The 12,749-nt window shown below is 64.4% G+C and carries 13 protein-coding genes and 1 pseudogene; 7 read left to right on the top strand and 7 right to left on the bottom strand.

Going from position 1 to position 12,749, the window contains the following annotated elements; translation table 11 throughout:
• Positions 1–23 precede the first annotated feature (23 nt).
• Genes CQ12_RS43870 through CQ12_RS18020 form a run of 3 tightly spaced genes read left to right on the top strand, consistent with a single transcriptional unit; the run spans position 24 to position 1,665 of the window.
• Positions 24–200, top strand: a complete 177-nt coding sequence (locus CQ12_RS43870; RefSeq protein WP_157088290.1) for a hypothetical protein — start codon at positions 24–26, stop codon at positions 198–200.
• 50 nt (positions 201–250) lie between these two features.
• Entirely contained in the window at positions 251–733 is a 483-nt protein-coding gene (ruvX, locus tag CQ12_RS18025; RefSeq protein ID WP_057836649.1) for a Holliday junction resolvase RuvX, read from the top strand.
• The gene (locus CQ12_RS18020) at positions 733–1,665 is read left to right on the top strand and encodes an AEC family transporter (RefSeq protein WP_057836648.1); all 933 of its coding nucleotides are present in this window, start codon (positions 733–735) and stop codon (positions 1,663–1,665) included. The genes ruvX and CQ12_RS18020 overlap by 1 nt, the downstream gene beginning before the upstream one ends.
• Positions 1,666–1,788: 123 nt before the next feature.
• Here CQ12_RS18020 and CQ12_RS18015 read toward each other — a convergent pair whose 3' ends face one another.
• The 6 genes from CQ12_RS18015 to CQ12_RS46395 all read right to left on the bottom strand — a co-directional run bounded on the left by CQ12_RS18015 (position 1,789) and on the right by CQ12_RS46395 (position 8,003).
• The gene (locus CQ12_RS18015) at positions 1,789–2,463 is read right to left on the bottom strand and encodes a CPBP family intramembrane glutamic endopeptidase (RefSeq protein ID WP_083519346.1); all 675 of its coding nucleotides are present in this window, start codon (positions 2,461–2,463) and stop codon (positions 1,789–1,791) included.
• A gap of 126 nt (positions 2,464–2,589) precedes the next feature.
• Positions 2,590–3,363, bottom strand: a complete 774-nt coding sequence (locus tag CQ12_RS18010) for a CPBP family intramembrane glutamic endopeptidase (protein ID WP_057836646.1) — start codon at positions 3,361–3,363, stop codon at positions 2,590–2,592.
• Between the two features lie 154 nt (positions 3,364–3,517).
• Complete coding sequence (locus tag CQ12_RS18005) at positions 3,518–5,161, bottom strand: isovaleryl-CoA dehydrogenase (protein ID WP_057836645.1); 1,644 nt, start codon at positions 5,159–5,161, stop codon at positions 3,518–3,520.
• A gap of 133 nt (positions 5,162–5,294) precedes the next feature.
• Positions 5,295–5,708 (bottom strand): hypothetical protein, encoded by a 414-nt coding sequence (locus CQ12_RS18000; protein ID WP_057836644.1) that lies wholly within the window; start codon positions 5,706–5,708, stop codon positions 5,295–5,297.
• 130 nt (positions 5,709–5,838) lie between these two features.
• Positions 5,839–6,597 carry a M15 family metallopeptidase gene (locus CQ12_RS17995; protein ID WP_057836667.1) on the bottom strand — a complete coding sequence of 253 codons (759 nt, stop codon included), beginning with the start codon at positions 6,595–6,597 and terminating at the stop codon, positions 5,839–5,841.
• Positions 6,597–8,003: an NADase-type glycan-binding domain-containing protein gene (locus CQ12_RS46395; RefSeq protein WP_157088289.1), complete on the bottom strand. Its 1,407-nt coding sequence runs from the start codon at positions 8,001–8,003 to the stop codon at positions 6,597–6,599. The genes CQ12_RS17995 and CQ12_RS46395 overlap by 1 nt, the downstream gene beginning before the upstream one ends.
• Before the next feature lie 173 nt (positions 8,004–8,176).
• Between CQ12_RS46395 and CQ12_RS17985 the strand changes: the two genes are divergently transcribed.
• From CQ12_RS17985 to plsY, 3 genes are read left to right on the top strand one after another with little or no spacing between them, the layout of a single operon-like run.
• Entirely contained in the window at positions 8,177–9,130 is a 954-nt protein-coding gene (locus CQ12_RS17985; RefSeq protein ID WP_057836642.1) for an aspartate carbamoyltransferase catalytic subunit, read from the top strand.
• 4 nt (positions 9,131–9,134) lie between these two features.
• Positions 9,135–10,436, top strand: coding sequence for a dihydroorotase (locus CQ12_RS17980; RefSeq protein ID WP_057836641.1), 1,302 nt, complete (start codon positions 9,135–9,137; stop codon positions 10,434–10,436).
• A gap of 35 nt (positions 10,437–10,471) precedes the next feature.
• The gene (gene plsY, locus CQ12_RS17975) at positions 10,472–11,062 is read left to right on the top strand and encodes a glycerol-3-phosphate 1-O-acyltransferase PlsY (RefSeq protein ID WP_057836640.1); all 591 of its coding nucleotides are present in this window, start codon (positions 10,472–10,474) and stop codon (positions 11,060–11,062) included.
• 4 nt (positions 11,063–11,066) lie between these two features.
• On the opposite strand, the gene CQ12_RS17970 is transcribed toward plsY, so the two are convergent.
• Positions 11,067–12,308: an amidase gene (locus tag CQ12_RS17970; RefSeq protein WP_057836639.1), complete on the bottom strand. Its 1,242-nt coding sequence runs from the start codon at positions 12,306–12,308 to the stop codon at positions 11,067–11,069.
• Positions 12,309–12,447: 139 nt separating this feature from the next.
• Between CQ12_RS17970 and CQ12_RS17965 the strand changes: the two are divergent.
• Positions 12,448–12,749, top strand: a pseudogene (locus CQ12_RS17965) (DNA-processing protein DprA); the annotation flags it as partial.

The raw sequence follows: 12,749 nt of genomic DNA, 5'->3' as shown, positions 1-12,749 counted from the left end.
CCCCTCGATCGCCGGGCAATGCGATGGTGAAGGAAACGAAGTTCTTTCGAAAGCAAGCCGACAAGGCTGAGCGCATGTCGCGGTCCGCTTCAGACGTCGAGATTGCCCAGAATTTCCAGAATATGGCGCGGGCCTACCGTGCCCAGGCTGACGTTATGAAGGCCAAGAGGAAAGCCGAAAAGAAACGCCGCGACGCGTAGTGTGGCGTGATCGGCTTTGCGCGCATGCCGCGCCGGTGTTATGCGGGGGCATGCCCGCCCCCATCCTCCCCCTGATCGATGCTGTCGCGCACTGGCCCGAGCGCGGCGCCCTGATCGGCCTCGATCTCGGCACCAAGACTATCGGCGTCGCCGTGTCAGATCCGGACCGCCGGCTCGCGACCGGCGTCGAGACCATTCAGCGCAAGGCCTTCAAGGCCGACGCGGCGCGGCTGCTCGCGATATCGGGCGAGCGCAACGCGGTCGGTTTCGTGCTCGGCCTGCCCATCAACATGGACGGCAGCGAGGGTCCGCGTGCGCAATCGACCCGTGCCTTTGCCCGCAATTTCTCCAATCTCACCGGGCTTGCCATCGCCCTGTGGGACGAGCGGCTCTCGACGGCGGCCGTCGAGCGCGAGCTGATCGGCATGGACGTTTCCCGCGCCCGCCGCGCCGAGGTGATCGACGAGCACGCCGCGATCTTCATCCTGCAGGGTGCGCTGGACCGGCTGAAGACCCTTCGCGGGGATCGCTGATGGCGGTGGTGATCTCGGCGTTGCTGCCGGTGTTTCTGCTGATCGTGCTCGGCTTCATCCTCAGGCGCAGCCTGATGCGGCTGGACACGCAATGGCACGGGCTGGAGCGGCTGACCTACTACGTGCTGTTCCCGACGTTGCTGATCCAGACGCTGGTGAAGGCCGATCTGACCAGCGTGCCGGTGGCCGGCGTCGGTGGCGCGCTGATGCTCTCGGCGCTGGCGATGTCGCTCCTGTGCCTGGCGCTGCGGCCCCTCTTCTCCCGCTGGAACATCGATGGCCCGGCCTTCACCTCGATCTTCCAGGGCGCAACGCGCTGGCAGACTTACGTCGCGCTCGCCGTCTCCAGCAATCTCTTTGGCCACACCGGGCTGGCGCTGGCCTCCGTCGCCATGGTCGCGATCATTCCGCTTGTGAATGTGTTCAGCGTGTCGGTGCTGGCTCACTATGCTGCGCCGGAAAAGCAGTCGCTCCGTGCAATTATCATGACGGTGCTGACGAATCCTCTGATCTGGGCCTGCGCGATCGGGCTTGCGGTGAATGTCACACATCTGCCGCTGCCACAGGTCTGGCACGACGTCGCCGAAGCGCTCGGCCGCTCCTCGCTCGGCATCGGCCTGCTCGTCACGGGCGCGGGCCTGCAGCTTGCAGGCATGTTCCGCCCGAGCCTGGCCGCTTCGGTCGCGGTGTTCCTCAAGCTGATCCTGATGCCGGTTCTTGGCGTCGCGCTGGCGTGGTGGTTCGGCATATCGGGCTCAAGCCTGGTGATCGTGGCTGTCTGCTCGGCCGTGCCCACCTCGTCCTCCGCCTATGTGCTGGCGCGGCAGATGGGCGGCGACGCGCCGCTATTGGCGCAGATCATCACGCTGCAGACGGTACTGGCAGCGGTGACGATGCCGGTGGTGATTGCGCTGGTTACGGCGGCGCCCTAAAGCGTGATGACCTTTCTTCGAATCGTCATCCCGCTTTAGCTTTTTGTTTGAGCATGATCTCCGCGCAAACGCATGCGCGTTTGTCGCGAGGGAAAACCGCTACACACTTTTCCGGATCATGCTCTAGGCCTGTCGCATTGTCAGAAAGACAAAGAAGTTCATGCCCGCGTGAACGATTACCGTGAGCCACGTCGAATTGGTACGGTGGCGAAAGTGGCCAAGGACGAGACCCGACACAATGATCCAACAGCGCACCCACCAATCGTATTGGCTATGGATTGCCCCCCAAATTGCCGCGGTCAGCACGATGGTTGCGGCCGGACCGAGAAACGACTCCGACCAGCCTCGAAACATGAAACCGCGGAAAGTGAACTCTTCCATGATGGGCGCTGCGATACAGAGTGCAACAAGCCAGATCAGCAACTCACCGATACCACTGAACGAAAGATGGGAACTCGAAGGCCCCGTCGGAGCAATCAGAGTCCCGAAGACGATCTCACCCAGGCAGAGAAGGGTCGTGATCATCAAGGCGCTCATGACCTCGTCGCGAGTGGGCCACCTCAAGGCAAGGTACTCAGAGAATTCGCGTCGCGCCATTCCGACGGCGATCCAGAGCACGGCGATCGCCGACGCACACCCAAATATCGCTGCGGCGCTATCCCACCCCGTCGGCACTGCCTGAAGCTGGGCAGGAGAAAAGGCCGCGCGACCTTGCGTGACCACCAGCACAACGAGGGCGAGCCAACTTGTCAGGCCCAAGGCGCCGTAAGCGACCAGGGCGACAAACGTGGTTTCCATGAAGTCCCACGTTTTCGGCACTTGCGCCGCTACCGGGCGGCGATTTCTATCATGCGAGTCCAGCATCACTCCTGGTGACAACCTCACAGCGCGATGGAGGGAATTTCTACCTAGTATAGCGGGCAATCAGCCCGCCAGCCAGAAAGTTTGGATCGTCGCGGCCAGATTGTTGATGCCATGCAGGACGATCGTCAGCCAGGTCGAGCCGGTGCGGTAGCGGAGATAGCCGAGGAGTACGCCGATCGTAAACACCTCGCCGAAGAAGAACCAGTCGTACTGCAGATGCAGCGCGGTCCAGGCCAGCGACGACAGGAAGATCGCGCCGGCGACGCCGAGCTTCGATTCCGACCAGCCGCGATAGAGAAACCCGCGCGCGAAAATCTCTTCCCACATGGGTGCTGCGACGGTGAACGCAATCACCAGCAGCCACAGCGCCCCATCGGCCTGCGCGGATTTCAGCACGTCGCCCATGAAACCCGACGTCACCTCGCGCCCGAGTGCGCGCGACAGCAGGTCCCAGCCGCCGACGAGAATGACCAGCGCGGCGAGGCCGGTGAAGAAATTGCGCCATGAGGTCCAGCGCAGCGCCAGATAGTCGGTAAAGGATATTCGCGTCGGGCGGATCGCGATCCACGTCGCCAACAGCACGGCCGGCAACCCGAGAATGACCGAGAGCGAGATGGTCAGACCGCTGCCGACGACACGGATCGCCTCGGCGATGTCGAACGATCCGCCCTGTCGCAGCACGAAGTAGATGATGACCGTGAGCTGGCCGAGGAACATCCCGGCGAAGATGAACAAGCCCCACAATGTGGTGCCCCAGAACTTCCAGGCGCGGGGTGGCTGATCGGGGATATCAGGCGGGGCTGCGACGGTGCTTGTAGGAGTAAGGGAGTCCATTACTGACTTTCGGTTGGCGAAAACTCTATCGGTTCGTCATGCCCGGGCTTGTCCCGGGCATCCACGTCTTTCAAGCCGCCCGAAAACAAGGCTCGGACATCTGCGCGAAGACGCGGTTCGCGCTTTTGCCCGGCCATGGCGGCAGATGTTGGTTTCAAGGCAACGCGCACTCCAGAAGGCCACTTACATCCTTGGTAGCCAAATCGACCGCGCCGTACATGCCGGCGTGATTCCCGGCAAGGCGGGTGGCGGCGAACAATACCGCGTGCGGCGGCGACACGGCATTGAGGGCGGCAGCAGCCGCCAGCAGCGCCAGCCTTTCGACCGCCAGCCGCGCCACGCGCTCGCTGTCCGGCCGGCGAAACGCCTTGCCGATGAAGTTGATCGCCTCGCCCGCGCCCGGCAATCCAAGCGTCTCGCCGGTCAGTTCATGCACGATAGTGGAAGCCGTTTCCGGCTCGCGCGACAGCGCGCGCAGTACGTCGAGGCACATCACATTGCCGGAGCCTTCCCAGATCGCATTGACCGGCGACTCCCGGTAATGCCGCGCCAGAATGCCCTCCTCCACGTAACCATTGCCGCCGAGGCACTCCATCGCCTCGTAGAGAAAGCCGGGCGCGCTCTTGCAGACCCAGTATTTGATCGCCGGCGTCAGCAGCCGCATATAAGCGGCTTCCTTGGCGTCAACGGGCGCGCGGTCGAACGACCGGCACAGCCGCATAACCAGCGCCACGGTGGCCTCGACATGCAGCGCCATATCCGACAGCACCGCCTGCATCAGCGGCTGATCGGCAAGATGTTTCTGGAACACGCTGCGATGACGCGCGTGATGCAGCGCGTGTGCGAGCCCCGACCGCATCAGGCCGGCGGACGCAATCGCGCAATCCTGCCGCGTCAACTGCACCATCTGGATGATGGTGCGGATGCCCTTGCCTTCCGCGCCGACGCGCTCGGCATAGGCGCCGTGAAACTCGACTTCCGACGAGGCATTCGAGCGGTTGCCGAGCTTGTCCTTCAGCCGCTGGAAGCGGATCGCGTTGATCGATCCGTCGGGTGCAAAGCGCGGCATCAGGAAGCAGCTCAGTCCCTCATCGGCCTGCGCCAAGACGAGGAAGGCGTCGCACATCGGCGCCGACATGAACCATTTGTGCCCGGTGATGCGGTAGGCATCCCCATCGCGCTCCGCCCGCGTCATGTTGGAGCGCACGTCGGTGCCGCCCTGCTTCTCGGTCATGCCCATGCCGAGCGTCATGCCGCGCTTGGTCCACCATGGCGCGAAGGCTGGATCGTAGGATCGCGTGCCGATCACCGGCATCAGTTTGGCCAAGAGCTCAGGCTGCTCCGCCAGCGCGGCGATAGAGGCCCGCGTCATGGTGATCGGGCAGAGATGCCCGGTCTCGACTTGGGCTGCCATATAGAATTTGGCGGCGCGTATCACCTCCGACGCCCCGCCGGCCGGCTTGCCGTCGGCGGTCCAGGTCGAGTTGTGCACGCCGGCGTGCGCGCTGTGCGCCATCAATTCGTGATATGCCGGATGAAACTCGACCTCGTCGCGGCGGTTGCCTTTGGCATCATAGGTGCGCAGTTTCGGCGTGTTCTCGTTGGCAACGCGGCCGCGTTCCGCCATCGCCGCCGAGCCCCATTGCTTGCCGAACTCGGACAACTCGCTTTGTGCAGGCGCGCCGCCATTGGCGGCGACCGCCTCCACCAGCGGCCGGTCGGCCATATACAGATCGACATCCCAAAACGGCGGCGACTGGTTGAAGACCTCGTGGGTCGTAAATGCTGCCTGGCTCATGGCTGGTTCCTGGAACCGTGAATCACTTCCGCGGTGCGATCGGGAAATCATAGGCCTGACCGCCGGCACGGGGCAGCGAAAAAAGCGATCCGGCTATGTTTGAAATTCCGATCCCGTCGAGCCGCAGCGCAGGTCAGATCGCGCGGGTCTTGTCCGCCTTGGTCTTGGAAGCCAGGATCGGAAGGACCTCCCCTGCGCGCAGCGGCCGACCGTTGGGGAAGCTAGACATCTCCAGCTTTGATGTACGCGTTGCTCCATCCACCGGAGAGACAAAGGCAAAGCGGATCTCAATCTTGTGCTTGACGGTATAACCCTGCCACTTCGGATGCTCACGCGTCAGGCTTTCAGCGAGTTCGCAGCGCAGCATGTCGGAGGTCGAGGTCGTCTTCGTAACGCCCTCGCGCGTGACCTTTTCCATGTAGCATTGGTCGTTGATGCTGCTGATGCGGGCATCGACGCGCTTGAAGTTTACCCGCTTGTCGTACTGATCGTAGGCAGCAAAGCCGGCAATGCCGACCGCAACAATCATGATTCCTGCGAGACGCATGGTTTGTGCTCCCGTGTTGCTCGTACATCATGTGCCGGCAATTAAGGAGTGTTGAACACGCACTCGGCTACTTTTGCGATGGCAAGCATTGTCTTGCAAAAATGCTTCGGATTTGAGGAAATCCGTCGGGTCACTTCCGCGGCGCGATCGGGAAATCATAGGCCTGACCGCCCGCCCCCGGCAGCGAAAAGTGCCACCATTCCTTCGAATAGTTTACAAAGCCCCGCCGCGCCATCACCTGAACCAGCTTCTCCCGCCAGCGGCGCTGCGCTGCCGTGATCGATTTCGCCGCCGTGTGCGACTTGGTGTCGGAACAATCATAGCCGGTGCCCATGTCGACGCTGCCATCAGGCGCGCGCAGGTTCACATTGGCGGTGCAGTCGGCATAGTCCCTGGCGGGATCGAAGGTCGCCGAATTGTCGGCCTTCAGCTCGACCAAAGTGAGATCGAGCGCAGCGCCGGTGGAATGGCCGGAGCGCTCGGCGATATAGCCTAAGCGAAACAGGTCGGCCTTGCTGAATGCGGGATTGTAGCGTTTCTGCGCCGGCGTTTCCTTGCCGTCGCGCGACCAGGCCACCATGTCGGCAACCGCGCGCGTCGGCCGGTAGCAGTCGAACATTTTCAGCGACAGGTTCTGCGGCGCGAGCTCTTCCTGAACGCTTTTCAGGAGCGCGCCGACCTCGCGCTTCACCACGCATTCGGCGGCCTGATATCCCCTGAGCGGACGACCGACGAAATTGTTCGAGCCGGCGTAGCGGATATCCTGGATGATGGTCGGGTCGACATCGCGGAGATAGACGAACCCGGCCGGCAGCTTCTGCGCCTGCGCGGCGACGCTGGCTAGACAGCATGCCGCAACTATCGCGGCGAGTCTTCGTCCTGCGTGGATCACGGCGCGCGCTCCGAACCGACCACCAGTTTCGTGAGCGCGGTGTCCGTGTATCTGTTGCCGGCCCAGACTTCGTCGATGATGAACTTCACCCAATAGGCCCTGACCGGTTTGGACAGCGTCAGCACCTCCGAGCCGAGGCTGTCGCGCAGCGTGTAGGTCTGCGTCTCGCCTTGCGAGAACACCGCGCGCAACTGGCGCACGCGGTTGTTCTTCTGGAAGATATCGTTGCTCTTTTGATAGCCGTTCCGGACGGTGATGGACTTCACCAGGCGCATGGCGTCGAACTCGATCGTGATCCACTCGCCGACGCCATTGCCATCCCTGCCCTCCACCCATGCATCGCCGGCGGAGCCAGCGAAAAGATTCTGCACGCCATAGGAATTGCCGAATTGCGATTTCCGCACCGAGCTGACGCAATAGGTCTCATAGCCGTTGCGCACGCAGCTTTCGCCCGGCGCGCCCGGCCTCGACGGCCGCACCACGCGCTCGGCTTCCGGCGCGACATTTGCAAGCTTGGTGGCGGGCTGCTCGACGCGGCCGCTGCCCGGCTGGCCGGCCAGGTAGATGCGTCCGCCGAGAGTTTGATCGTAGTAGGCCGGCGTCTGCTCATGCGGCGCGGGCTGGCCGCGCTCGTCGGTCGCCTTCAGCGCCAGTTCGGCGACGCGTTCGCGCACTTCGACGGCGAGATCGCCGAGATGCAGTTCCGGCCGCTTGAGCTGCTCGTCGAAGATCCGCGTGAACACCGAATTATGCGCGGGGTCGTTGCCGCCGAGCCGATCGAGCGCGGTCTGGCCGATGCCGGCGGAATACAGCGTGAAGATGCCGCGCGCAGGCTTGGCGTCGGCGAGCCCGCGCGTATTGCCGATCGAGCGGCCAGCGTTACGCGGGAACGGATTGTCACGGCAGGCATCGATCACCAGCAGCGCCACGCGGACCGATCGCGCCTGCAATTCGGCAATCAGATCCGGCTCGGCGAGCGAGGCGCCGCGCACGCGCGCCTCCGCACCCTCGGTGACAGCCGGTACATCGCTCGGCACCAGGTAGTTGACGCCTGAGATCGCGACGCCATGCCCGGCGAAGAACAGCGCCGCCGTATCGCCCGGCTGCAGCTGCGCGGTGAATTCGGCGAGCTTGTCGATCATGGCCTGGCGGCCGAGATTGGTGCCGACGATGACCTCGAAACCGAGCGACCTCAGCGTCCCCGCGACCGTGGTGGCGTCGTTGACGGCCTTCTTGAGCTGCCGGTCGGCAGGCAGATTGGGATAGAGGTCGTTGCCGATGGCGAGCGCCACGCGCTTCTCGGCCATGGCCGGCGTGGCGTCGAGAGGCATCAACACCGTGCAGGCGACCGCGGCGGCCAGCGTCCGCAAAGCGATCACGACGGATTGAATGAAATGCCGCACGTTTTCCTTGGGCCCGATGCGCCGCGCGCCGATCCCGTCATCCTAGCGGAAACAGCCGCCGCGGAACACCGGCACCCGCCATTTACCCTGTCGCCGAAGCCCTAGTGGATAAGTCCGGACGCCGGATTTGACGCTTGCCCCGGGTGGCATCTCTGCCTATAGCTCTGGCTTTAATGACCCCTGCATCGAAATCGACCTTCGTCCTCGGGCACCGGCATCTGCTGGGAATCGAGGGGCTTTCCGCTGCCGATATTACCGGCCTGCTCGACCTTTCCGAGGAATATGTCGAGCTCAACCGCCAGGTGGACAAAAAGCGCACCTCGTTGCGCGGTCGCACCCAAGTGAACCTGTTTTTCGAGGCCTCGACCAGGACCCAGTCCTCGTTCGAACTGGCTGGAAAACGGCTGGGCGCCGACGTCATGAACATGTCGGTGTCCTCGTCCTCGATCCGCAAGGGCGAGACGCTGATGGACACGGCGGTGACCCTCAACGCCATGCACCCGGACATTCTGGTGGTGCGGCACCACGCTTCCGGCGCGGTGGAACTTCTGGCGCGCAAGGTTGACGGTTCCGTGATCAATGCCGGCGACGGCGCCCATGAACATCCGACCCAGGCGCTGCTGGACGCGCTGACCATCCGCCGCAATAAAGGCCGGTTGGAAGGCCTCGTGATCGCGATCTGCGGCGACGTCATGCACTCTCGCGTGGCCCGCTCAAACATCCTGCTGCTCAACACCATGGGCGCCCGCGTCCGTGTCGTCGCCCCCTCCACGCTGCTGCCGCGCGGCATCGAGCGGATGGGCGTCGAGGTCGCGCGCGACATGCGCGAGGGCCTCAACGGCGCCGACATCGTGATGATGCTGAGACTGCAGCGCGAGCGCATGAACGGCTCGTTCGTGCCGTCGTCGGGCGAATACTTCCACTATTTCGGGCTCGACCAGAAGAAACTATCCTACGCCAAACCGGATGCGCTGGTGATGCATCCGGGGCCGATGAACCGTGGCGTCGAAATCGACTCGATCGTGGCCGATGGCGCGCAATCGCTGATCCGTGAACAAGTCGAAATGGGAGTGGCAGTGCGGATGGCGGTGCTGGAAGCGCTCGCCCGCAACCTGCCGAACGCGTAAAATCATGCTGACCGACCGCCGCCCGATCCTGCTCGCCAATGCCCGCGTCGTCGATCCCTCCAGGGATTTCGACGGGCCCGGCGACGTCCTGATTGCCGATGGCACCATCCGCGACTCCAAGCGCGGCATTGGCGCTGCCGGGGTGCCCGAAGGCACCGACATCATCAATTGCGCCGGCAAGATCGTCGCACCCGGGCTGATCGACATGCGCGCCTTTGTCGGCGAACCCGGCGCCAGCCACCGCGAAACCTTTGCCTCAGCGAGCCAGGCGGCCGCCGCTGGCGGTATCACCACCATCATCTGCCAGCCGGACACCTCGCCCGTCATCGACAATTCGGCAACCGTCGATTTCGTGCTGCGCCGCGCCCGCGACACCGCGATCGTCAACATCCACCCGATGGCCGCGCTGACCAAGGGCCTCGGCGGCCTGGAGATGACCGAGATCGGGCTGTTGAAGGCTGCCGGCGCGGTCGCCTTCACCGATGGCGACAGGAGCGTCACCAATGCGCAGGTGATGCGCCGGGCGCTGACCTACGCGCGCGATTTCGACGCGCTGATCGTCCACCACACCGAGGATCCCGACCTCGTCGGCGAAGGCGTGATGAACGAGGGCGAGTTCGCCGCACGCCTCGGCCTGATCGGCATTCCCAATGCCGCCGAGTGCATCATCCTCGAGCGCGACATGCGGCTCGTGGCGCTGACCGGCGGGCGCTATCACGCGGCCTCGCTGTCCTCGATGGAGTCGCTGGAGATCCTCAAGCGCGCGCGCGACGCCGGCCTCGACGTCAGCGCCTCCGTCTCGATCAACCACGTCACGCTGAACGAAAACGATATCGGCCCCTACCGGACCTTCCTGAAACTGTCGCCGCCGCTGCGTACCGAGGAGGACCGCCTCGCCCTCGTCGCGGCCGTCGCCTCCGGCCTGATCGACGTCGTGATGTCCGACCACAATCCCCAGGACGTCGAGGTCAAGCGGCTGCCGTTCGCGGAAGCTGCGAGCGGCGCGGTCGGCCTGCAGACCATGCTGCCTGCGGCGCTGCGGCTGATTCACAATGGCGAGATGGACTTCAAGACGCTGATCCGGGCGATGTCGACCCGGCCGGCAGAGCTGCTCGGCCTGCCCGGCGGCTCGCTGCGCGCCGGTTCCCCCGCCGATGTCATCGTGATTGATCCTGATACGCCCTGGGTGCTCGATCCCACCGACCTCAAATCGCAATGCAAGAACACCCCGTTCGACGAAGCCCGCTTCTCGGGACGCGTCGTGCGTACTATCGTGGGTGGACGGACGGTCTATGAACATGTCTGATTCGCCCAAAACGGGCCGCGGTGGGAGCTACCGCAATGTCTGACGCATTCCTCGTCGTCGCCTTCCTGATCGGATATCTGCTCGGGTCGATCCCGTTCGGCCTGGTGTTGACCAAACTGGCCGGGACGCAGGACCTGCGCACGATCGGAAGCGGCAATATCGGCGCCACCAACGTGCTGCGCACCGGCAGCAAGGGCCTCGCCGCGGCAACGCTGATCGGCGACATGCTCAAGGGCACGATTGCCGTGATCATCGCCGGCTATTACGGCGGCGCCAATGCGGCGATGCTGGCCGCGCTGGGCGCCTTCCTTGGCCACCTCTTCCCGGTCTGGCTCAAGTTCAACGGCGGCAAGGGCGTCGCCACCTATATCGGCGTGCTGATCGGCTTGTTCTGGCCGGCAGCCCTGATTTTCTGCCTGATCTGGTTGGCTACCGCCTTCACCACGCGCTATTCGTCACTGTCGGCGCTGATCGCAGCCTTCGTGACGCCGCTGTTCCTGTGGTGGTTCGGTCACCCCGCGCTGGCCTCCCTTTTCGTCGTGCTGACGCTGCTCCTGTTCTGGAAGCACAGCGAGAACATCAAGCGGCTGCAATCCGGCACCGAGGGGCGGATCGGGGCGAAGTAAGGCTTCATTTCCGCGCAAGCGCCTGCTCCACAAACCGCGCCGCCGCCAATGCCTGTGCATCCGCGCCGTATCGCGCGATCACCTGCACGCCGACCGGCAGTCCGCCATCTGCGACATGCGCGGGGACGTTGACGCAGGGAACGCCCATCAGCGTCCACAGCCGGTTGTAACGGGCGTCGCCGGTCGAGGCCAATCCCTTGGGCGCCGCACCGGGCGCCGACAGGGTCAGCAGCACGTCGACATCGTCGAACACTTTTTCCAACGCCTGTCTGGCACGGCTCGCAACGCCCATCGCCGCGTCATAGGCGGCAGGCGTCGTGTCCCTGCTCTCGTCAAGCTTGCTCCGCAGCAGCGGCGCCATCGCGTCGTAATTTTCGCGGTACTCCCAGGCGAGCGCCCGATGCGCCTCGAACTCCTGGATCAGCGGATGGACGCGCCACGCCTCCGCAACAATTTCCTGCAAATCAACCCCATGCACAGTAGCACCGGCGCGTTCCGCCACGCGCGCGGCGGTCTGCAGCGCTTCCGCGCCCGCGGCTTCCGGCGCACCGGCAAAGTGTTGGGTCACGACGCCGATGCGCGGCGAGGCGACCGATGCAGACGGCACCAATTCAGGCCGACCGGTCATCGCGGACAGCCCGCGCGCCACGTCGTCCACGCCGGCCGCGAACAGGCCTACCGTGTCGAGCGTCCAGGAATAGCATTTGACGCCGACCGTCGGCAGCAGGCGATAGGACGGTTTGATCGCGGCGACACCGCAGAACGAGGCCGGCCGGATCACCGAACCGCCGGTCTGCGTGCCCAGCGCCAGCGGGATCATGCCGGCCGCCACCGCTGCCGCCGAGCCGGATGACGATCCGCCGGGCGTGTGACCGCGATTGTGCGGATTGAGCGTCGGCGTCGGATCCACGGAGGCGAATGCCGTCGTCGTGGTCTTGCCGACGATGCTTGCGCCCGCCTGCTTCAGCATCATCACCACAGCCGCATCGCCGCGCGATCGGAACCCCCGGTAGATCGGCGAGCCCATTTCGGTCGGGAAATCCGCGGTGTCCATGATGTCCTTGATGCCGACCGCAATCCCGCGCAACGGCCCGGTTCGCGCCGCGCGCACATCATCGGCACGGCAGACGAAAGCACCGATGGTCTTTTCCTTCGCGCGGATTGCTTCCTGCGATTGGGCGATGGCGGCATCGGCGGAGAGATCCCCAGAATCGATACGGCGTTGGATTTCGGCGAGTGAAATCATGGGGCACTTCCTGTAGTGGGCGTCTGGTTTCCTATCGTCAGCATTGGAGAAGGCGTGGATGGCCGGGTCAAGCCCGGCCATGACGATCGGATCGGAAACAGCTTGCTCACAATCTCAGGTTGGGCAAAGCTGCATCCGCATGCATAACCGTACACCGCCTACCCTTCACCTCACCGACGCCGAGCGGATCGATCGGCTGCGCCTGATCCGTTCCGACAATGTCGGCCCACGCACCTTCAACTCGCTCATCGCCCATTTCGGCAATGCCCGCGCCGCATTGGAGCGGCTGCCCGATCTGGCGCGGCGTGGCGGTGCGGCGCGCTCGGGGCGGATCTGCAGCGAGGAGGAAGCGCGGGCCGAGATCGCTGCGGCGAACAGGATCGGCGTTTCGCTGGTCGCGCCGGGTGAAGCCGCCTACCCGCCGCGGCTGGCGGCGCTCGA

The organism is Bradyrhizobium jicamae (genome assembly GCF_001440395.1).
In the GTDB taxonomy this organism is placed as follows: domain Bacteria; phylum Pseudomonadota; class Alphaproteobacteria; order Rhizobiales; family Xanthobacteraceae; genus Bradyrhizobium; species Bradyrhizobium jicamae.
The sequence above is the reverse complement of the archived record's forward strand: the minus strand, read 5'-3'. Positions and strand labels throughout refer to the sequence as shown.